At 71.2% G+C, this 18,412-nt stretch carries 18 protein-coding genes; 6 read left to right on the forward strand and 12 right to left on the reverse strand.

The window, feature by feature from the left end:
• The first annotated feature begins 101 nt into the window (after positions 1–101).
• Genes KUM32_RS08950 through KUM32_RS08960 form a run of 3 tightly spaced genes read left to right on the forward strand, consistent with a single transcriptional unit; the run spans position 102 to position 3,651 of the window.
• Positions 102–626 (forward strand): PadR family transcriptional regulator, encoded by a 525-nt coding sequence (locus KUM32_RS08950; protein ID WP_217141267.1) that lies wholly within the window; start codon positions 102–104, stop codon positions 624–626.
• Positions 623–1,312, forward strand: a complete 690-nt coding sequence (locus KUM32_RS08955; RefSeq protein WP_217141268.1) for an ABC transporter ATP-binding protein — start codon at positions 623–625, stop codon at positions 1,310–1,312. Before KUM32_RS08950 ends, KUM32_RS08955 begins: the two co-directional genes overlap by 4 nt.
• A complete protein-coding gene (locus KUM32_RS08960) occupies positions 1,309–3,651 on the forward strand; it encodes an ABC transporter permease (RefSeq protein WP_217141269.1) in 2,343 nt (780 codons plus the stop codon). Before KUM32_RS08955 ends, KUM32_RS08960 begins: the two co-directional genes overlap by 4 nt.
• Before the next feature lie 693 nt (positions 3,652–4,344).
• On the opposite strand, the gene KUM32_RS08965 is transcribed toward KUM32_RS08960, so the two are convergent.
• Complete coding sequence (locus tag KUM32_RS08965) at positions 4,345–5,283, reverse strand: LysR substrate-binding domain-containing protein (protein ID WP_217141270.1); 939 nt, start codon at positions 5,281–5,283, stop codon at positions 4,345–4,347.
• Between the two features lie 133 nt (positions 5,284–5,416).
• On the opposite strand from KUM32_RS08965, the gene KUM32_RS08970 reads away from it, so the two are divergent.
• Together KUM32_RS08970 and KUM32_RS08975 are read left to right on the forward strand one after the other, a co-directional pair.
• Entirely contained in the window at positions 5,417–5,971 is a 555-nt protein-coding gene (locus KUM32_RS08970; protein ID WP_217141271.1) for a peroxiredoxin, read from the forward strand.
• 6 nt (positions 5,972–5,977) lie between these two features.
• Positions 5,978–6,514 (forward strand): alkyl hydroperoxide reductase, encoded by a 537-nt coding sequence (locus KUM32_RS08975; protein ID WP_217141272.1) that lies wholly within the window; start codon positions 5,978–5,980, stop codon positions 6,512–6,514.
• An 84-nt stretch (positions 6,515–6,598) separates the two neighbouring features.
• On the opposite strand, the gene KUM32_RS08980 is transcribed toward KUM32_RS08975, so the two are convergent.
• The 4 genes from KUM32_RS08980 to KUM32_RS08995 all read right to left on the reverse strand — a co-directional run bounded on the left by KUM32_RS08980 (position 6,599) and on the right by KUM32_RS08995 (position 12,624).
• Positions 6,599–7,978: an AI-2E family transporter gene (locus KUM32_RS08980; protein WP_217141273.1), complete on the reverse strand. Its 1,380-nt coding sequence runs from the start codon at positions 7,976–7,978 to the stop codon at positions 6,599–6,601.
• Positions 7,979–8,121: 143 nt separating this feature from the next.
• On the reverse strand, positions 8,122–8,826 hold the full coding sequence (locus KUM32_RS08985) for a transglycosylase SLT domain-containing protein (protein ID WP_217141274.1): 705 nt from the start codon (positions 8,824–8,826) through the stop codon (positions 8,122–8,124).
• Between the two features lie 428 nt (positions 8,827–9,254).
• The gene (locus tag KUM32_RS08990) at positions 9,255–10,580 is read right to left on the reverse strand and encodes a PhoH family protein (RefSeq protein ID WP_217141275.1); all 1,326 of its coding nucleotides are present in this window, start codon (positions 10,578–10,580) and stop codon (positions 9,255–9,257) included.
• A 1,237-nt stretch (positions 10,581–11,817) separates the two neighbouring features.
• The gene (locus tag KUM32_RS08995) at positions 11,818–12,624 is read right to left on the reverse strand and encodes a class I SAM-dependent methyltransferase (protein WP_217141276.1); all 807 of its coding nucleotides are present in this window, start codon (positions 12,622–12,624) and stop codon (positions 11,818–11,820) included.
• Between the two features lie 345 nt (positions 12,625–12,969).
• Between KUM32_RS08995 and KUM32_RS09000 the strand changes: the two genes are divergently transcribed.
• Complete coding sequence (locus tag KUM32_RS09000; protein ID WP_217141277.1) at positions 12,970–13,350, forward strand: DUF192 domain-containing protein; 381 nt, start codon at positions 12,970–12,972, stop codon at positions 13,348–13,350.
• 23 nt (positions 13,351–13,373) lie between these two features.
• Here the strand turns inward: KUM32_RS09000 and KUM32_RS09005 are convergent, their stop codons facing one another.
• From KUM32_RS09005 to KUM32_RS09035, 7 genes are all read right to left on the reverse strand, one after another.
• Positions 13,374–13,886 (reverse strand): hypothetical protein, encoded by a 513-nt coding sequence (locus KUM32_RS09005; RefSeq protein ID WP_217141278.1) that lies wholly within the window; start codon positions 13,884–13,886, stop codon positions 13,374–13,376.
• Positions 13,887–14,097: 211 nt separating this feature from the next.
• Positions 14,098–14,718 carry an OmpA family protein gene (locus KUM32_RS09010; RefSeq protein ID WP_217141279.1) on the reverse strand — a complete coding sequence of 207 codons (621 nt, stop codon included), beginning with the start codon at positions 14,716–14,718 and terminating at the stop codon, positions 14,098–14,100.
• Between the two features lie 8 nt (positions 14,719–14,726).
• Positions 14,727–15,308, reverse strand: coding sequence for a hypothetical protein (locus KUM32_RS09015; protein WP_217141280.1), 582 nt, complete (start codon positions 15,306–15,308; stop codon positions 14,727–14,729).
• 32 nt (positions 15,309–15,340) lie between these two features.
• Positions 15,341–15,958 (reverse strand): pilus assembly protein TadG-related protein, encoded by a 618-nt coding sequence (locus KUM32_RS09020; protein WP_217141347.1) that lies wholly within the window; start codon positions 15,956–15,958, stop codon positions 15,341–15,343.
• Positions 15,955–16,155 (reverse strand): Flp family type IVb pilin, encoded by a 201-nt coding sequence (locus KUM32_RS09025; protein ID WP_217141281.1) that lies wholly within the window; start codon positions 16,153–16,155, stop codon positions 15,955–15,957. The genes KUM32_RS09020 and KUM32_RS09025 overlap by 4 nt, the downstream gene beginning before the upstream one ends.
• Positions 16,156–16,532: 377 nt before the next feature.
• Positions 16,533–17,426 carry a DUF5936 domain-containing protein gene (locus tag KUM32_RS09030; RefSeq protein ID WP_217141282.1) on the reverse strand — a complete coding sequence of 298 codons (894 nt, stop codon included), beginning with the start codon at positions 17,424–17,426 and terminating at the stop codon, positions 16,533–16,535.
• A 13-nt stretch (positions 17,427–17,439) separates the two neighbouring features.
• Entirely contained in the window at positions 17,440–18,384 is a 945-nt protein-coding gene (locus tag KUM32_RS09035; protein ID WP_217141283.1) for a type II secretion system F family protein, read from the reverse strand.
• Positions 18,385–18,412: the final 28 nt, after the last annotated feature.

An 18,412-nucleotide genomic window follows, 5' to 3' on the forward strand; every position in this document is an offset into this window, starting at 1 on the left:
ACCGTGACAAACGGCTCCGACCTGCGGACCCGTACGCCCCGCCAGCAGCTCTGCACCCCGCGTATACATGGTGCGTATACACCGTGTGTAGAGTGCTCCGCATGTCCATCGGTCACACCCTCCTGGGTCTCCTGGAGTCCGGGCCGCGCCACGGTTACGACCTGAAGCGCGCCTTCGACGAGAAGTTCGGTCACGACCGGCCGCTGCACTACGGCCAGGTCTACTCGACGATGTCCCGCCTGCTGAAGAACGGCCTCGTCGTGGTCGACGGCATCGAGGCGGGCGGTGGCCCGGAGCGGAAGCGGTACGCGATCACCGACGCGGGGATCACCGACGTACAGCAGTGGCTCGCCACGCCGGAGAAGCCCGAGCCGTACCTCCAGTCGACGCTCTACACCAAGGTCGTCCTCGCGCTGCTCACCCACCGCGACGCGGCCGACCTCCTCGACACCCAGCGTTCGGAGCACCTGCGCAGCATGCGCATCCTCACCGACCGCAAGCGCAAGGGCGACCTCGCCGACCAGCTCATCTGCGACCACGCCCTGTTCCACCTCGAGGCCGACCTGCGCTGGCTGGAGCTCACCGCCGCGCGCCTCGACAAGCTCCGTGAGGCGGTGGCCCGATGAATCCCCCCGCAGGTTCCCTGCTCTCGGCCGAGAAGCTGACCAAGGCCTACGGCCCGACCCTCGCCCTCGACGGGGCCGAGTTCTCCATCCACCCCGGAGAGATCGTCGCCGTGATGGGCCCCTCCGGGTCCGGCAAGTCGACGCTGCTGCACTGCCTCGCCGGCATCGTGCCGCCCGACTCCGGGACGATCACCTACAACGGGCGTGAACTGTCCGCCATGAACGACTCCCAGCGCAGCGCGCTGCGCCGTTCGGAGTTCGGCTTCGTCTTCCAGTTCGGGCAGCTTGTGCCGGAACTGACCTGCGTCGAGAACGTCGCCCTCCCGCTGCGCCTGAACGGCACCTCCCGCAAGGAGGCCGAGCGGGCCGCGCTCACCTGGATGGAGAAGCTGGAGGTCGACGACCTGAGGAAGAAGCGGCCCGGCGAGGTCTCCGGCGGCCAGGGACAGCGCGTCGCGGTGGCCCGGTCACTGGTCACGAACCCCCGCGTGCTCTTCGCCGACGAACCGACCGGCGCACTGGACTCCCTCAACGGCGAGCGCGTGATGGAGCTCTTCACCGACGCCGCCCGCTCCACCAACGCCGCCGTCGTCCTGGTCACGCACGAGGCACGGGTGGCCGCCTACTCCGACCGCGAGATCGTCGTACGCGACGGCCGGTCCCGGGACATGGAGCGAGTCGTATGAACCTGCGCAGGTGGGCAGCGGACCTGATGCTGGGCGTCCGGTTCGCCTTCACCGGCGGGCGCGAGGGGTGGACCCGGGCCGTGCTGACGGCGGTCGGTGTCGGGCTCGGCGTGGCGCTGCTCCTGCTGACGACGGCGATCCCGAACGCGCTCGCCGTCCGGCACGAGAGGGAGGCCGCGCGCACCGACATCACCTTCGTCACCAAGGAGATACCGAAGGCGGACGACACCCTCGTGGTCGCCCGGTTCGGTGAGGACTTCCGCGACACGTCCGTCCGCGGTCGCGCCCTGGAGCCCGAGGGCCCGCGCGCCCCGCTGCCGCCGGGGGTGGAGAAGTTCCCGGCGGTGGGCGAGATGGTGGTCTCCCCCGCGCTGAAGGAACTGCTGGAGTCGGACTCCGGCGCACTGCTGCGCGAGCGGCTGCCGGACCGGATCGTGGGCACGATCGGGGAGAGCGGGCTGATCGGCTCGGCCGAACTCGCCTACTACCGGGGCGCCGAGGGGCTCGCACCGCACATCGACGGCGGCCGGGTCGCCCGTATCGACCGGTTCGGGGACCCCGCGCCGGTGACCGAGCGGTCCGACCCGGTGCTGCTCCTGCTGGTCCTCGTCGTCTTCGTGGTGCTGCTGATGCCGGTCGCGGTCTTCATCGCGGCAGCCGTGCGGTTCGGCGGTGAGCGCCGGGACCGGCGGCTCGCGGCGCTGAGGCTGGTGGGCTCCGACAGCCGTATGACCCGGCGGGTCGCCGCGGGCGAGGCGCTGGCGGGCGCGGTGCTGGGGCTGGTCTTCGGGGCCGGGTTCTTCATGGTCGGGCGTCAGCTGGCGGGCCGGGCCGAGGTGTACGACATCAGTGTCTTCCCGAGTTACCTGAACCCCTCCCCCCTGCTGGCCCTGCTGGTGGGGCTCGCGGTGCCGGCGGCGGCGGTGCTGGTGACGCTGTTCGCGCTGCGCGGGGTGGTCATCGAACCGCTCGGCGTGGTGCGCGCGAGCCGCCCGCAGCGGCGGCGGCTGTGGTGGCGGCTGCTGCTGCCCGTGGCCGGACTGGCCATGCTCTACCCGATGATCGGCAACGGGCGCGAGAACGGCGACTTCAACCAGTACCTGGTGACCGGCGGTGTCGTGCTGCTCCTGGTCGGCGTGACGGCGCTGCTGCCGTGGATCGTGGAGACGGTCGTCGCCCGGCTCGGTGGCAGGGGCGTGGCCTGGCAACTGGCCGTGCGCAGGCTGCAGATGAGCAGCGGCACGGCGGCGCGCATGGTCAACGGCATCGCGGTGGCCGTCGCCGGGGCGATCGCGCTGCAGATGCTGTTCGTCGGCGTGGAGGGTGACTACACCAAGGCCACCGGGAAGGACGTGTCGTGGGCGCAGATGGAGGCGACCCTGCCGAGCCAGGTCCTGCTGGACCCGGCGGCCGACAAGTTCCGGAACACCGAGGGGGTGAAGGCGGTCTACGCCTACTCCGAGGGGTTCCTCGGCGACCGCGTCCTGGAGCCGGAGAACGGCACGTCGGTGACGGTGGGCGACTGCGCCTCACTGCGTGAGATCGCCAACCTGCCCTCGTGCGAGGACGGGGACGTGTTCGCCGTCCACGGCGCCGAGTGGGACACCGGGGTCGACGTGGCGAAGCTGGCCGAGCCGGGTCGGAAGCTGTACGTGGACCCGTCGTACGAGGGCGGGTCGAAGGGGCGGGAGATCCCCTGGACGGTGCCGCAGGGCGTGAAGGCGGCGAAGCCGCGCAAGGGTCTGCTGGCCGGGATCGACCGGGGTGGTTTCCTGTTCACGCCGAAGGCGATGCCGGACACGCTGGCGCCTGCCCTGACCGGGCACGCCTACCTCAGGCTGGACGAGTCGGTGGCGGACGTGCGGGAGCGGGTACGGAACACCGCGGCGGCCGTCGATCCGCTGGCGGACACCATGACGTGGTCGAGGACGGAGCGCACCGACCGGTTCGACGCCATCCGCACGGGTCTGCTCGTCGGGGCGGCGTGCGTGCTGGCGCTCATCGGCGCCAGTCTGCTGGTCTCGCAGCTGGAGCAGTTGCGCGAGCGGAAGAAGCTGCTGTCGGCCCTGGTCGCCTTCGGCACCCGGCGCCGCACGCTCAGCCTGTCGGTGCTGTGGCAGACCGCGATCCCGATCACGCTGGGCCTGCTGCTGGCCTCGGTGGTGGGCCTGACGCTGGGCGCGGTCCTGCTGAAGATGACGGGCACCCCGGTGCACGTCGACTGGACCGGCGTCCTCACCATGACCGGCATCGGCGCCGCGGTCGTCCTGACGGTGACCCTCTGCAGCCTTCCGCCACTGCTCCGGCTGATGCGACCGGAGGGACTGCGCACGGAGTGACCCCGACGTGGCCCCGCCCCGCCGAGGCGGGGCGGGGCGGCGGGCGGGGCAGGGCTGCTGCCCGGCCGGCGGGGCTCCACGGGCGGCCGGAACGGCCGAAGCGATGTCGGCCCGCCCGGCGCCCCAGCCGTGGCAGCCGAAGCGCGGCGGCCTGGCCCGCCCGGACCGACGGGGACTCAGCGGCTCGGGGTCAGCAGCCGGAACGCGGCGAACCGCCCGGCAGCGGCACGGCGGGCCCCAGCGGCCCAAGCGGACCGGCCGGAACACGGCGGCCCGGGCCGGTCGACCCGGCAGGGCCGGCGCGGGCCGGCGTCGAAGCGCGACGGCCCGTGCCCGGCGTGGGCGGCCGGAACGGGGCAGCGGGTCCGCCGATCCGCCCGGCAGCGCAATGGCGAACCCCAGCGGAACACGGCGGCCCCGGCCAAGTCGGCCCGGCGGGGGATCGGCGGCCGAAACGAGCAGCCAAGGCGCGACGGCCGGGGCCTGACGGCGGCCGGAACGGGGCAGCGGGGCCCGGCGGACCAGGCGGAGCGGCCGGAGCACGGCGGCCGGGTATGGCGGGACGGGGCCCAGCAGCCAACGCGAAGCGCCCGGGCGTGGGGGCCGGGACGCGGCGCCGACGGGCGGGACGCGGTGGCGGGGGACCCTGTGACCCGGGCGGGGTGAGGCGCGAGGGCCCCGCCCCCCGGATTCTCAGGCGTCGACCATCCGTACCGGCAGGTCCCGCATCGCCTCGCGCAGGGCCGATGCCAGCTCCTCGTACTCCGCGGAGCGCGCCGCGCCCGTGCGCATGGCGAGGGCGACGCGGCGGGTGGGCGCGGGGTCGGCGAAGGAGCCGGTAAGGAGCTGGCTGGAGCGGGACGTCTCCACGCGGACCGCCGTACGCGGCAGCAGCGTCACCCCGAGGCCGCCCGCGACCAGCTGCACCAGCGTCGACAGGCCCGCCGCCGTGGTGGTGGCCGGCACGTCGGCGCGGCCCGCCTCACGGCAGATGTCGAGGGCCTGGTCGCGCAGGCAGTGCCCCTCGTCGAGCAGCAGCAGCCTCAGCTCGCGCAGTACCGTGCGCGGAATGCCCTCCCGGCCGCCGAGCCGGTGGTCGAGCGGGGTGACGAGCACGAAGTCCTCGTCGAAGAGGGGAAGCTCGGTGACCCCCGGGACGCCGAGCGGGACCGCGAGCAGCAGCAGGTCGAGGCGGCCGGTCGTGAGGCCGTCCAGCAGGCTCGCGGTCTGCTCCTCGTGGACCTGGAGGTCGAGGTCCGGGTACCGGTCGTGCACCAGTCGCAGCACGGCGGGCAGCAGGTACGGCGCCACCGTCGGGATGACACCGAGCCGCAGCACCCCGGTGAACGGTGCCCGTACCGCCTCCGCCTCCTCCAGCAGCGCGCCGACCTCGGCCAGTACCGCCTTGGTCCGCACCGCGAGTCGTTCGCCGGCGGGCGAGAGCAGCACCTTGCGCGTCGTACGCTCGAGCAGGGTGACACCGAGTGTCTCCTCCAGGGCGGAAACGGCGCCCGAGAGCGCGGGCTGGCTCATGCCGATCGCGGCGGCCGCGTCGCGGAAGTGCAGATGCTCGGCGACCGCGGCGAAAGCCCGCAGCTGGGCGAGGCTGGGCTGCCTCTTCTTGCCCGTCACTGATAACCACCTCCGATCAACTCGACCGAGTGTAGCTATTTCCGTAATCAATGCACTCTGTGCCAACATCGATCAAGTCCAACCCATGGGAAACACTCGCAAAGCGGGTGTTTCTTCGCTGCAAGGAGAGCGCGTGCTCACTGTCGGTGACAAGTTCCCCGAGTTCGAACTGACCGCCTGCGTCTCGCTGGAGAAGGGCAAGGAGTTCGAGACGATCAACCACAAGACCTACGAGGGCAAGTGGAAGGTCATCTTCGCCTGGCCCAAGGACTTCACCTTCGTGTGCCCGACCGAGATCGCCGCCTTCGGCAAGCTGAACGACGAGTTCGCCGACCGTGACGCCCAGGTCCTCGGCTTCTCCGGCGACTCCGAGTTCGTCCACCACGCCTGGCGCAAGGACCACCCGGACCTGACGGACCTGCCGTTCCCCATGATGGCGGACTCCAAGCACCAGCTGATGCGCGACCTCGGCATCGAGGGCGAGGACGGCTTCGCCAAGCGCGCCGTGTTCATCGTGGACCAGAACAACGAGATCCAGTTCACCATGGTGACCGCCGGCTCGGTCGGCCGTAACCCCAAGGAGGTCCTGCGGGTCCTCGACGCGCTGCAGACCGACGAGCTCTGCCCGTGCAACTGGAGCAAGGGCGACGAGACCCTCGACCCGGTCGCGCTGCTGGCCGGGGAGTGACCTGACATGTCCCTCGACTCCCTGAAGGCCGCCGTACCGGACTACGCCAAGGACCTGAAGCTCAACCTGGGCTCGGTCATCGGCAACTCCGACCTCCCGGCGCAGCAGCTGTGGGGCACCGTGCTGGCGACCGCCATCGCCTCGCGCTCCCCCATCGTGCTGCGCGAGCTGGAGCCGGAGGCGAAGGCGAACCTCACGCCCGAGGCGTACTCGGCCGCCAAGTCGGCCGCCGCGATCATGGCGATGAACAACGTGTTCTACCGCACCCGGCACCTGCTGTCGGACCACGAGTACGGCACCCTGCGCGCCGGCCTGCGGATGAACGTCATCGGCAACCCGGGCGTCGACAAGGTCGACTTCGAGCTGTGGTCCTTCGCGGTGTCCGCCATCAACGGCTGCGGCATGTGCCTGGACTCGCACGAGCAGGTGCTCCGCAAGGCCGGTATGGACCGCGAGACGATCCAGGAGGCGTTCAAGATCGCCGCCGTCGTCCAGGCCGTCGGTGCGACGCTGGACGCCGAGGCGGTGCTCGCCGCCGAGTAACCACTCGGCCGCCCCCGCGACGCGGAACACGACGACGGGCCCCGCTCACCCTGGTGGTGAGCGGGGCCCGTCCTCGTGTCGCCGCTACGCCGGGCCGGTGCCCGACGGCGGCTCGGTCGCGGCAGGTCCCGGGGGCGGTTCCGCCGCCGGGGACGCGTCCGTCGTCGCCGTCGCGCCCGGCGGCTTCGGGGCCTGTCGTACGGCCGTCTCGCGGGAGTGTGCCCGCAGATAGCCCACGACGGTGTTGGTCACCGCCACCAGCGGTACGGCGACCACCGCGCCGCCGATGCCGGCCACCAGTCCACCGGCGGCCACCGACAGCACCACCGCCAGGGGATGGACGCGCACCGCGCGCCCCAGGATGAAGGGCTGCAGGATGTGGCCCTCGATCTGCTGCACCACCAGCACCACGGCGAGCGTCATGACCGCCGCGAACATGCCCTGCGTGACCAGCGCCACCACGACCGCGAGCGCGCCGGACACCACCGCGCCGACCAGCGGGATGAAGGCGAACAGGAAGATGAACACGGCCAGCGGGACGGCCATCGGCACGTCCAGGAAGTAGATGCCGAGGCCGATGAAGATGGCGTCGATCAGCGCCACTATCACCGTGCCGCGCACGTACGCCGTCAGCGTCCGCCACGCGCGCGGGCCGGCACCGGCCACCCCGGGCCGCGCCGCCGCGGGCACGAGCTTCAGCGTCCACTGCCAGATGCGCTTGCCGTCGTAGAGCAGGAAGAGCGTCGAGAAGGCGGCCAGCAGGATGCCGGTGAGCGCCTCGACGACGACCGTGACGCCCTCCAGGCCGGCCGACGTTATCTGGTCGGTGTTGGCGCCGACCGCCTCGCGCAGGTTCTTGGCGATCTCGTTGATCTGCTTGTCGGTGACATGGAAGGGGCTGTTCAGCAGCCAGTTGCGCAGCTCGTCGATGCCGTCCTGGACCTGGTCGGAGAGGTTGTCGATGTTCTCCATGACCTGCCAGGTCACGAACCAGCCGATCAGGCCCATCACGACGAAGCCGAAGATCGCGGTCAGGGCCGTGGCCGGCCCCCGCGGCACACCGTGCCGGCGCAGCCACGCCACGCTCGGCTGGAGCAGCGCCGTGATCAGCAGCGCGGCCACGAACGCCAGCACCACCAGTTGTACGGCGCTGATGATCCGCGTCAGCACCCACACGGTGCCCGCGAGGACCAGCAGCCGCCACCCGGCCTCCGCGGCGACCCGCATCCCCCAGGGCACGGCCTGCGCCGGGTCGGGGCGCGTCGGGACCACGTACGTCTGGTCCGCGGCGCCGGCGTGCTCCGGCGACGCGGGCTCCGCCAGCGGCGGTACGTGGTCGGGGGGCGACGGCGGTCCCTCGTCGTCACCCTCCCGCTGGGCCTCGGCGCGGCGCTGCTCCAACCGCCTGCTCATCTGGGTCAGTCCGGCGCCGAGCCGGCCGAGCCACCCTGGCACTCGCGACATGATCCGTCCTCTTCCCCCGTCTCTCCCCACCACTCCCCCTGGAGTCGCTCGGTCAGACCGTACATGGCGAGCACGCGAAAGCCCCTCACCCAAGGACGGCGAGGGGCTGCGCGAGGTTGAGCTGTGGACCGCGCCGGGTGGGCTCAGTACCAGTGGTTGGCCTGCCAGAAGGTCCAGGCCTCGCACGGGCTGCCGTAGCGGCTGTCCATGTAGTTGAGGCCCCACTTGATCTGGGTGGCCGGGTTGGTCTGCCAGTCGGCGCCCGCGGAGGCGTACTTGCCCGCCGGGAGCGCCTGGAAGAGACCGTAGGCGCCGGAGGAGGGGTTGACCGCCTTGTAGTTCCAGCTGGACTCGTGGTCCACGATGTTGCTGAAGCACTGCCACTGGCCGCTGGGCACCATCTGGCGGGCCATCGCCTGGATCTGGCCGATGCTGTAGGAGCTCTGGACGGAGAAGCTGGTGGCATCGCGCGTGGTGTCGCGGCTGGCCTTCTTCTCCAGCTCGCGCTCCTTGGCCTCGTCGGCTGCCTTCGCGGCCGCCTTCTTGGCCTTCTCCTGCTTGGCCACGGCGGTTTGGGCGGCTGCCTTGCGGGCCGCCTCCTCGGCGTCCTTCTTGGCGCTCGCGTCCGCGGCGATGGCCTGGGCGTCGGCCTGCTGCGTCAGGGACGCGGTCTGCACCTGCGCCTGCTCGCCCATGGGGATGTCCGCGAGCAGCGTCGTGCCTGCTGCCGTCGCCTCCGCGTCGTTGTTCTGCGCGGTGCTGCCCGAGGCAACGCCGACGACGCTTCCGACTGCGGTGACCGCCGTGGCCGAGGCCACTGCGAATCCCCGGACCGAGATCCGGCTCACACGGTTTCCTTCCAGCATCGCCCGCTTCGGTGACCCTCGCGGACGCAATCGTGCCCCTGGCACTGGCCTCCCCAACTACGGGTCACGGGAGGCACGGGCCCGGTGGACAACTCCCCTGAGGGGGAGCGCCGCGTGGTGCTCGGGCGGCATACGACTCTGCTATGGAGTTGGAACTGGTGTTTCTGTGGTGCCGTACCGCTGGGGGCACAGGTGTGTCGTATGCGGGGCCTGACAGGAGTGAGACTCTGCCGCAATTCGGCGGGGTGAGGCAATTCCGTGTCGCGTGTGAAAGCTCACATCCCGTTTGGCCCAGGCGGTTCCCGGAAATCCCCACGCGCGAAGGCGCCGCCCGGCTAGGCTCTTGGCCTTTTCGGGCGGCGCCGACCAACGGGTAACCGGCCCTTGTCGGGTCGGAGTTCTCGGACGGGTCAGATGTGGCCGTCCTCCAGCATTTCGGTCACGAGTGCCGCGATCTGGGACCTCTCGGAGCGCGTCAGAGTGACGTGCGCGAAGAGCGGATGGCCCTTCAGCTTCTCGACGACGGCGACGACACCGTCGTACCGCCCCACCCGCAGGTTGTCCCGCTGCGCCACGTCATGGGTCAGGACGACCCGCGAATTGGCCCCGATCCGGGACAGCACGGTCAGCAGTACGTTGCGTTCGAGCGACTGGGCCTCGTCCACGATCACGAACGCGTCGTGGAGGGAGCGGCCGCGGATGTGGGTGAGCGGGAGGACCTCCAGCATCCCGCGGGCGGTGACCTCCTCTATGACCTCCCGGCTGGTGACCGCCGACAGCGTGTCGAAGACCGCCTGGGCCCAGGGGCTCATCTTCTCCGCCTCGGAGCCGGGCAGATAGCCGAGCTCCTGCCCGCCCACCGCGTACAGCGGACGGAAGACCATCACCTTCTGGTGCTGCCGGCGCTCCAGCACCGCCTCCAGCCCCGCGCACAGCGCCAGCGCCGACTTGCCCGTGCCGGCCCGGCCGCCCATCGACACGATGCCGACGTCCGGGTCGAGCAGCAGGTCGAGCGCGATCCGCTGCTCGGCGCTGCGGCCCTTGATGCCGAACGCCTCCCGGTCGCCGCGGACCAGGCGGACGCTGCCGTCGGCCATGACCCGGCCGAGGGCCCTGCCGCGCTCCGACTGGATGGTCAGCCCGGTGTGCACGGGCAGGTCGGCGGCCTCCGGGACGTGGACGTGCCCCTCCTCGAAGAGGATGTCCACCTGCTCCCCGGGCAGGGTCAGTTCGGACATCCCGGTCCAGCCGGAGGCGTCCGTGATGGCCAGCTCGGCGCGGTACTCCTCGGCGAGCAGGCCGACGGAGGACGCCTTGATCCTGAGCGGCAGGTCCTTCGAGACGACGGTGACGTCGAACCCCTCCGCCTGCAGGTTGCGGGCGACCGCGAGGATGCGGGAGTCGTTGTCCCCCAGGCGGTAGCCGGTGGGCAGCACGCTGGGGTCCGAGTGGTTGAGCTCGACACGCACGGTGCCGCCGAGTCCCCCGATCGGAATGGGGGCGTCCAGGCGACCGTGCCGCACCCGGAACTCGTCGAGCAGGCGCAGGGCCTGCCGGGCGAAGTAGCCGAGTTCGGGATGGTGCCGCTTGGCCTCCAGCTCCGTCACCACGACGATCGGGAGCACGACCTCGTGCTCGTCGAAGCGGTTCAGGGCGTTCGGGTCGGCCAGCAGGACGCTGGTGTCGAGTACGTAGGTGCGCCGATCTGGCTTGTGGCGCTTTGTGCTGGTCACCACGGAAGGACGTACCCCCTCGGAAGAGGTCGGGGAGCGACGGAGTGGACGCTGGGCCGGGAGCGCGGGAGCGAGCCGACCGGTCGGCGGCCGCCCTGCACCGGCGAGGGCCGCGAACCGGCCCTCCGCCGCGTCTTCCGTGCCGTGACCGCACGGTCGGGCTGGTGCAAAGGGCCTCCCGGGCGGACGGCTCCGCGCCGTCCGCTGAGATACGACACCCGTGGTTCGGGCGTCGACCTGCTTGCTTTATGCCCTCCCACGACCTCCGCCATGCCATGCCCCGGGACGACACACCGGTGAACACCTCGTTACGGGCGCCCCTTGGGGGCGGCGGTGCGCGCCCGCGCGAGGGGCGGCCGTGGGACGGCCCGAGGGCGGTCGGAGGCGGGCTGCCGGGGGCGGGCAGAAAAACGGGCCGGTCCGTGGGGGGGAGACGGACCGGCCCGAGGGGGGGTTTCCACCATAACCCTTCGTAAGGGATGGTGCGTGCATCGGCGCGCAACAACTACTCTCCGAAACCGTCCGGCGACGCCCGGACGCCCCTGGAAGCCCTCATTCCGCCCTGGATCATGGCCTGAACCCGGCCGACCCCCAGATTCCCACCACCGGGTGACACCACCGGCGAACGCCCGCTTGACCGGGCACCGCGCAGCCCCCTCCACTGCACGGTGCCACACGCGCAACTTTGCTCACGCGAATTACCTGGCCCCGAACTTACGCGCTCACGTGCCACGGATTCGTCCCGGGCCGGACAACGATGGATAACGATGTGGACATGCCGTGAGGATCACGGGGTGATTCCGGACCGTCTCTCCGGGCAGGCGAACCTTTGCGAAGGTATGCCCCTTACGCACCGAAGATCCGCCGCCGCGACACCCACCGGGCCAAGACCTCTCCTCCTACTCCCCCGACATGGCCCCCTGAGGAAGACGGTGCGGATCACCTGGGGCGCGGCCCGTGCGCGAAGACTCCGACGACGGTTCCTGGCCATCTCCACCCGAACGGGCACGCCGGCCGCCGACGTGGCCGCCGCGACGCCCGGAGCCCACGCCCAGGTGCTGTCCTCGACCGAGCTGTCGGTGGGACTTGCGGGCCGACGGCGCCACCCGCAGGGACGTACGGAACGCCCTGTGGCCGGTCGGGGCGCACCCGTCGCCCGCACCGGCAGCTGGGCCGCCGACCCGGTCGTGCCGGCGTTCACCGCTGGTGGACGGCGTGGTGGCGGGCGTGTGCCGCGGGCCTACCGGCGTGGTTTGCGGGCGTCGAAGAGGTGACGCGTGCTGTGGGCGACGAAGGGGCCGTCGGCCTCGATGCGGTCGTGCAGCTCGCGCAGGCGGGGCCGGTACTCCTCGACGGTGAACCCCGGGACCATCCACACGACCTTGCGCAGGAAGTGGACGACGGCCCCGATGTCGTGGAACTCCATCCGCAACCGCTCCGCCCGCAGGTCCACGACCTCCAGGCCGGCCGCCTCGGCTTCCGCGCGCTCGCGGTCGGGGTGACGGTGGTTGCGGATCTCCTCCGGCTGGGGCCCGAGGAAGTACTCGACGAGCTCGAAGACGCTTCCGGGGCCGACGTGCTGCGCGAAGTACGTGCCGCCGGGCGCGAGCACGCGGGTGATCTCGGCCCAGTGCGGTTCCACCGGGTGCCGGCTCACGACCAGGTCGAAGGCGCCGTCCGCGAAGGGAAGGGGCGCGTCGTCGGGTGAGGCGACCACGGGGACGCCGCGCGGGCGGAGCAGTTCGGTGGCCTTGGCCACGTTGGGCGCCCAGCCCTCGGTGGCGACGACGAGCCGGGGCCGTCGGGTGCCGCCCTCGCCCTCGACTCGCAGGGCGAAGTCCAGCACCTCCCCTCCCCCGGTCTGCACGTCCAGCACGGCGGTCGCGTCGGCCAGCCGCCCCGCCATGGACCGCGCGTACCCCCAGGACGGCCGCGCCTCACTGGCCCGCCCCTCGAACCAGGAGAAGTCCCACCCCTCGGTGGGAACGGAGGCGCCTTCGGCCACGAGGTCGTCGAAGGAACGGGGGTGGGGACGGGGCTGTGCCATGGGGACGGATCCGATCAAGGGAGGGTCAATGTTCATCTCGGACGGGGGCGGGCGGCCTGGGCCACCAGGGGCCGGACCTCCACGGCGGCGAACCGCCGAAGCCCTCGACGACCGGCTCGTCACCGGCTGTCCGGTGGCCCGTGCACACGACACCGAGTCCGGTCATGGGGCCTTCCTACCTTTGACGCGGTCGCCGGACAACCGCATTTGGGCTGGTGCCGGCGGTCAGCGATGGACGGCCCGGTCTGGAGGAGGGGCGTCCCGCTGGGCCTCGGCGGCCGTGTCGGATCTGCTCCAGGACGGATACGTTCGGCGGGACACCGGACTGTGGGGAGGGGCGTCAACATGGGGCGGCGGCGTTGGCGGGACGGGGCGGGGACGCTGGTTGTGGGAGGGGAGACCGGTGGCGCGGGCGTCCGTGTTCCGCTGGAGATCGCCGGCTCGTACCGCGCACGGGCCAAGGGCTTGCTGGGTCGGGACTCCGTCGACGGGGCGATGCTCCTGTCGCCCGCCAACAGCGTGCACACCTTTCGGATGCGGATGCCCATCGACGTGGCCTACCTCGACCGGCGGCTCTCCGTCGTCGCGGTGCGCACCATGCGGCCGGGGAGGCTGGGGCTGCCCCGGATCCGTGCCCGCCATGTGCTGGAGGCCGAGGCCGGGGCGATGGCCGGGTGGGGAGTGCGGGTGGGGATACGGGTGGAGGTGGAGGTCGTGGGGGGCTGACTCCGCTCATGGCCCCCGGTGCGTCAGCCGGAGACGATGTGGAGGAGGGCCGTACCGTCCTCGCCGGGTGCTGCCCGGATCACCACGGCATCGGGCCGGGGGCTGGGCCTGACGCCGCCGCCGAGAACGCCGCAGGAGTTGCCGCTGCCGGTGCCGCGGAGAACGGTGACGCACCCCGCCCCCGAACCACGGGCGCTGCCCTTGTACTGGTCACTGCCCGACTTCACCGTGTAGGCGACCTCGTCCGGCCCCACCTCGGTCAGGTGCAGCGTCGCCACCGCGCCGGAGGGGCCACGGAACCGGACCGTGACCGGCTCGGACACCAGGACCTCGCAGTCCCCGTCCGCGCAGGCGCCGATGTCCGTCCCGTCCGCAGCCGCCGCCTGCGGGCGTGTGAGCGCGGTGGAGTCGACGGAGGAGCGGGGTTCGTCCGGGCCGCCGGCGCACCCGGCTGCCGCCGGCGTCGTCAGCAGTACCGCGAGCACGAGGCTCGCGCGTGCTCGTCGCGCCCTCGGCGCCGGTGCCTTCGTTGCCATGACGCTCTTCCTCTCCCGACCGTGCCGCCTCGCCCCGGTTCTCGTCGGCCAGCCTTCCCGACCGACTCCGCCGGCGAAGCCCGACCCGCAGGCGTCACCCCGGGGAACAGGAGTTCAGGGTCTTCGTTCACACGACCCCGACCGCGCCCGTCCCTGGCCCGGGGGCACGGGGTCGCCCCGCGCCCGGAGACGTCGGTCTCGCGTTCTCCGGTCAGCCACCCGTGCGGGGGAAGGAGATCTCGACCCTGCGGTTCTTCCTGCGGCCGGCCTCCGACGAGTTGTCGGCGATGGGGTAATCCTCGCCGTAACCGCGGACCTCGTAGGTGATGCCGGCGTCGTTCAGGTTCTGGGCCAGGACGTTGTGCACGGCGTTGGCGCGCTGCTTGGACAGCGCTTCGCCGTGGGCGGAGGAACCGAGGTTGTCGGTGAAGCCGAAGACGCGGATCCGGGTGGCGTTCTGGGCCTTGATCTCCTCGGCGATTCCCGAGATACGGGACTTCGCCTCGGCGCCGAGCCGCGAGCTGTTCTTGTCGAACAGCACCTCGGCCTGCAAGGCGAGGGTCACGCTCGTGTTGGTGTCCTCGCGGCGTTCGTCACCGCTCTGCTCCTCCACGACCGACTTGATGTCCAGCACCTTGGCCCGGGCGAGCGTGGCACCGTCCGGAAGCTTGAGGTCCGGGTCGTTGGGGTCCACCTCCACGGGGGCGGAGGCGGCGGGCTCGGTGCCCGGGGGGTCGTTGGGATCGTCGTCGGCGTGGGCCGTGGTGGTGCCATAGACGGACGTGGCGAGCAGGAGGGTGACCGTGGCTGCCAGGCGCGGGGCTGAGGTCATCGTGGGCCTCACCCCGAGATCTCGATGGTGCCGGTCGTGAACATGGGCAGCTGGAGCGTCACCTCGGCCGCGTCGGCGGGGGGCGCGGGGAACTGCATGAAGACGGGCAGGGTCTCGCCTGCCTTCAGCGGAGGGAACTTCGTTGTCGTGAGCGGACGGCCCTCTGTGTCGCGCAACACGTAGTAACGCTTCTTGCCCTTGGAATCCACCAAGGTGGCGCCGCCGAGCGACTTGCCGTTACGGATGATCTCGGTCTCGTTCCCGCTGAGTTGGGCGGGAACGTTGACCGGCTTGTCCCCGTCGTTCTTCAGGTCTCCACTCACCGTTACGAAGCCTCCCGCGTCACGCTGCGCTTCGGTGACTGCGAGGAACAGGCCGCTGGGGCCCCTGAGCTCCGCCAGAGTGCCCTCCGGCTTCCCTTCCTGAGTATCCGGCTTGGACTGGCTGCTCTTGGTCGAGGTCGTCGAGGTCTCCGGCTTGTCGTCGCTTTCTCCTCCTCCACCACACCCCACCAGGCCGAAGGCCAGCACGATCGCAACGGGCCATGCAACCAATCCCCCGCGGGGCTTTGTTGTGCGCCGAATGCTCATGACTTCGCTTCCTCGTCCTCATCGTTCGCTTGTCAGTCCGCCAGGTGGACGTCAAACAGGTCTTCGGGTTTCGGTAGGTCCGAGAGGTGGTCCGGACTCAGTTCCCAGTCCTCGCCCTCGCAGGACAGCGTGGGCAGCACCTCCTCGTCGGCCTCCTCAGGGGACTCGTCAGGGGCCTCCTCGGCGGGCGGCTTGAACGAGCAGCGCGCTTCGATGACGGCGGTCGCGGTCTCCGTCGCCTTCTGGTCCTCGGTGCCCGGCACGATGGTGTCCCCGACGGTGTCGTTGGTCTCGGCGACGACTGTGTAGCTCAGGAGCCCGTCGGGTTCGCAATCCACGCTCGCGTCATTGCGTGCCGCCAGCTCGTGGGCACGCCAGCAGGCACTCGGCACCGGCGCCTTTCCCTCGAAGATGTCCTGCCACGACTCCGGCTCCAGGACCTTCGCGACCCACTGGTCCGCAAGGCGGTCCCGGGTCTCCAGGGCCGCTGCGAGCGCCGCCGCGTCCGCCGCTGTCTGAGCCTCACTGCGAGTCGCCGCCGCCTGGCCGACCGCGAAGTACGCGAGCGCGAGGAAGAGCAGGCCCCCCACCACCGTGATGTAGATGGGGAAAGCCTGTCCTGCGTCGCCGTTTGCCCGGAGATCCGTCAGATGCCGGTGACCTCGGTGATCTTGTCCGTGATCGCGTTGTAGATCGTCTGCCCGATGTCCGTCCCGGTGATCGCCAGCACGATCGCCACCACCACCGCGATGATCCCCAGGTACTCCACGGCCGTCTGGCCCTTGTCGTCGCGGGTGGCGATGCGGGTCTGCAGGTGAGCGGCGGTGGTGTGCAGCCAGTTGGTCATGGTGTTCCCCTCCAGGGTGGACGATGCCGCGTTCCTCCTGCGGAACGTGCGGCGGGAAGGCCCTCGCGTCCGAGGGACCAGCCACGTGGTGGTGGCCTCGGAGGTGGGGGGCGGCGATCCGCTGGTTGGCCGTGCGTGACGTCACGTCGTCCACGATCTCCACCTCCCTGCGCTCGGTTGGGGCATCGACCTGTCCGGAGTACCAGACACCGACTGTCCCACAACAGATTGCAAGTGCGAAAGGTATTGCGTGAAAGTGGTCCGACTGCGCTGTGGACCGCTGGTTGTTGACGGCATCACTTCGTGTGCGTTCGCACTCTGACCGTTTACTCCTCCGCCCTCCCCCGGCTGTGTGACGGACATGTCGCTCTCCTCCCCTACTCGCCCGTGATCGTGCCGAAGTCGGTCCCCGAGCCCAGGATCAGACCGGCGCCGAGGAGGATCATCGTGGCCGGGACCATGAAGGTCGTGATCATCATCGTGGCCTTGGGCACCGCGCGCGCGGCCTTGCGGCGGGCGTTCTGGGAGTCCGTGCGGCGCATGTCCTTGGCCAGGGAGACCAGGGTGTCGACGATGGGGGCGCCCAGTTCCTCGCCCTGCTGGAGTGCCGTCACGAACATCGCGACCTGTTCGGAGTCGTTGCGCCGGCGCAGCTCCGCGAAGGCCTCGCGGCGGCTCATGCCGAGGTCCATCTGACGGAGCGTGATGCGCAGTTCGTCGGCCCAGGGGCCCTCGTAGCGGGTCGCGACGCGGTCCAGGGCCTGGCGGAAACCGAGGCCGGCGCTGACCACGACCGCCAGGACGTCGAGGAAGTCGGGGAGCGTGCGCTCGATGACGTCCTTGCGGATGCGGATCGCCGACCAGATGCCGACCTCCGTCCAGAACGCCCCGAAGGCCAGCAGGAGGAGGGACACCAGGAACTGGCCGCGCAGCAGGAAGACCAGGAACCCGAGCACGCCGAGGAAGCCGTAGACCGCGCGGCGGGCGGCGTAGCGGTCGATGGTCAGGCCGCCGGGGTTGCCGGCCAGGTCGATCCGGCGGCGGTACCTGGCCACCAGGGCCGGGCCCATCAGGCGGAGTACGGCGGGCGCGTACCGCATGCCCATGCGGTCGACGAGGGAGTCGACGGCCCCGGTGCGGGTGGAGCCGACCTCCAGGGCGAGGGCGAGGTCGTCGGGGAGTCTGGCGTCGGCCCGGTACATGCGGATCCCGGCGAAGACGCCCCAGACGCTCAGGCCCATGAGCAGGGCGAGGAGCAGTCCCAGTCCCATGTCGGCTCCCCTCTCAGACGTCGATGCGGGACAGGCGGCGGATGAGGACGAAACCGACGGCGTAGAGCGCGAAGGCGATGATCACCGCGGCCTGGCCGGCCGGGGAGCCCGTCATGCGTTCCAGGGCGCCGTCCTTCACCCCGTTCATCAGGAACAACGAGCCGACACCCAGGACGGGGACGGCGTACGACGTCATGCTGACCTGGGAGAGCTGGGTGCGGACCTCGCGTCGGGTCTCCTTGCGTTCCTCCAGGGTCTCCGTGAGGTTGCGCAGGGCGCTGACCACCTGGCCGCCCGCCCGGTTGGAGAGGACGAGGGTGGTGACCAGGACGACCAGTTCGCGGGAGGGGAGGCGGTCGGCGAGCTCACCGAGGGCGTCCTCCATCGAGGCGCCGATCGCCAGTTGGTCGGCCACCTTGCCGAGTTCCTCGCCGGCCGGGGCCTCCAGCTCCTCCGCCGCCATGCCGACCGCGGTGCGCAGGGCGAGGCCGGCCTGAGTGGCGTTGGCGAGGATGCGGGCGAGTTCGGGGAGCTGGTTGATGAACTTCTCGATGCGTTTCTGGCGTTGCCAGTTGAGGTACTGGATCGCCACGCCGATGCCCAGCAGGCCGGCGAGCGGGCCGAAGAAGGGGGCCAGGGCGGCCTGGCCGATCAGCCACAGGCCCGCGACCGTGGCGAGCATGCAGGCGAAGAACTCGCCGGGGGTGACGTCCAGGCCCGTAGCCGCCAGACGCAGTTCCAGTTTCCTGCCGAACGCGGTGCGGCGCAGGCGGCGGTCCAGGTTGCGGAAGCGGCGCCTGCGGCCGGCGGGGGGGAGCCGACCGGCGGCGGACAGGCGGTCGACCAGGGCCTCGCGCTGGGCCTTGCCCGCGGCGTAGGAGTGCAGGCCCATGACCGCCAGGGCGCAGGTCAGCAGCGTGATGCCGGTGGTGAGCGTGACGAGCGTTTCCAGTTCCATCGGGCGGTTCCTACCTGGCTTCCATCGG

The sequence above is a fragment of the Streptomyces sp. AC627_RSS907 genome (assembly GCF_019049165.1).

Bases quoted from the DNA above. Each gene is read 5' to 3' on its own strand.
- KUM32_RS08950 (WP_217141267.1), top strand. From the start codon at position 102: ATGTCCATCGGTCACACCCTCCTGGGTCTCCTGGAGTCCGGGCCGCGC.
- KUM32_RS09005 (WP_217141278.1), bottom strand. From the start codon at position 13,886: ATGGCAACGAAGGCACCGGCGCCGAGGGCGCGACGAGCACGCGCGAGC.
- KUM32_RS09015 (WP_217141280.1), bottom strand. From the start codon at position 15,308: ATGAGCATTCGGCGCACAACAAAGCCCCGCGGGGGATTGGTTGCATGG.
- KUM32_RS09000 (WP_217141277.1), top strand. From the start codon at position 12,970: ATGGGGCGGCGGCGTTGGCGGGACGGGGCGGGGACGCTGGTTGTGGGA.
- KUM32_RS08995 (WP_217141276.1), bottom strand. From the start codon at position 12,624: ATGGCACAGCCCCGTCCCCACCCCCGTTCCTTCGACGACCTCGTGGCC.
- KUM32_RS08980 (WP_217141273.1), bottom strand. From the start codon at position 7,978: ATGTCGCGAGTGCCAGGGTGGCTCGGCCGGCTCGGCGCCGGACTGACC.
- KUM32_RS09035 (WP_217141283.1), bottom strand. From the start codon at position 18,384: ATGGAACTGGAAACGCTCGTCACGCTCACCACCGGCATCACGCTGCTG.
- KUM32_RS09025 (WP_217141281.1), bottom strand. From the start codon at position 16,155: ATGACCAACTGGCTGCACACCACCGCCGCTCACCTGCAGACCCGCATC.
- KUM32_RS09030 (WP_217141282.1), bottom strand. From the start codon at position 17,426: ATGGGACTGGGACTGCTCCTCGCCCTGCTCATGGGCCTGAGCGTCTGG.
- KUM32_RS08960 (WP_217141269.1), top strand. From the start codon at position 1,309: ATGAACCTGCGCAGGTGGGCAGCGGACCTGATGCTGGGCGTCCGGTTC.
- KUM32_RS09010 (WP_217141279.1), bottom strand. From the start codon at position 14,718: ATGACCTCAGCCCCGCGCCTGGCAGCCACGGTCACCCTCCTGCTCGCC.
- KUM32_RS08955 (WP_217141268.1), top strand. From the start codon at position 623: ATGAATCCCCCCGCAGGTTCCCTGCTCTCGGCCGAGAAGCTGACCAAG.
- KUM32_RS08975 (WP_217141272.1), top strand. From the start codon at position 5,978: ATGTCCCTCGACTCCCTGAAGGCCGCCGTACCGGACTACGCCAAGGAC.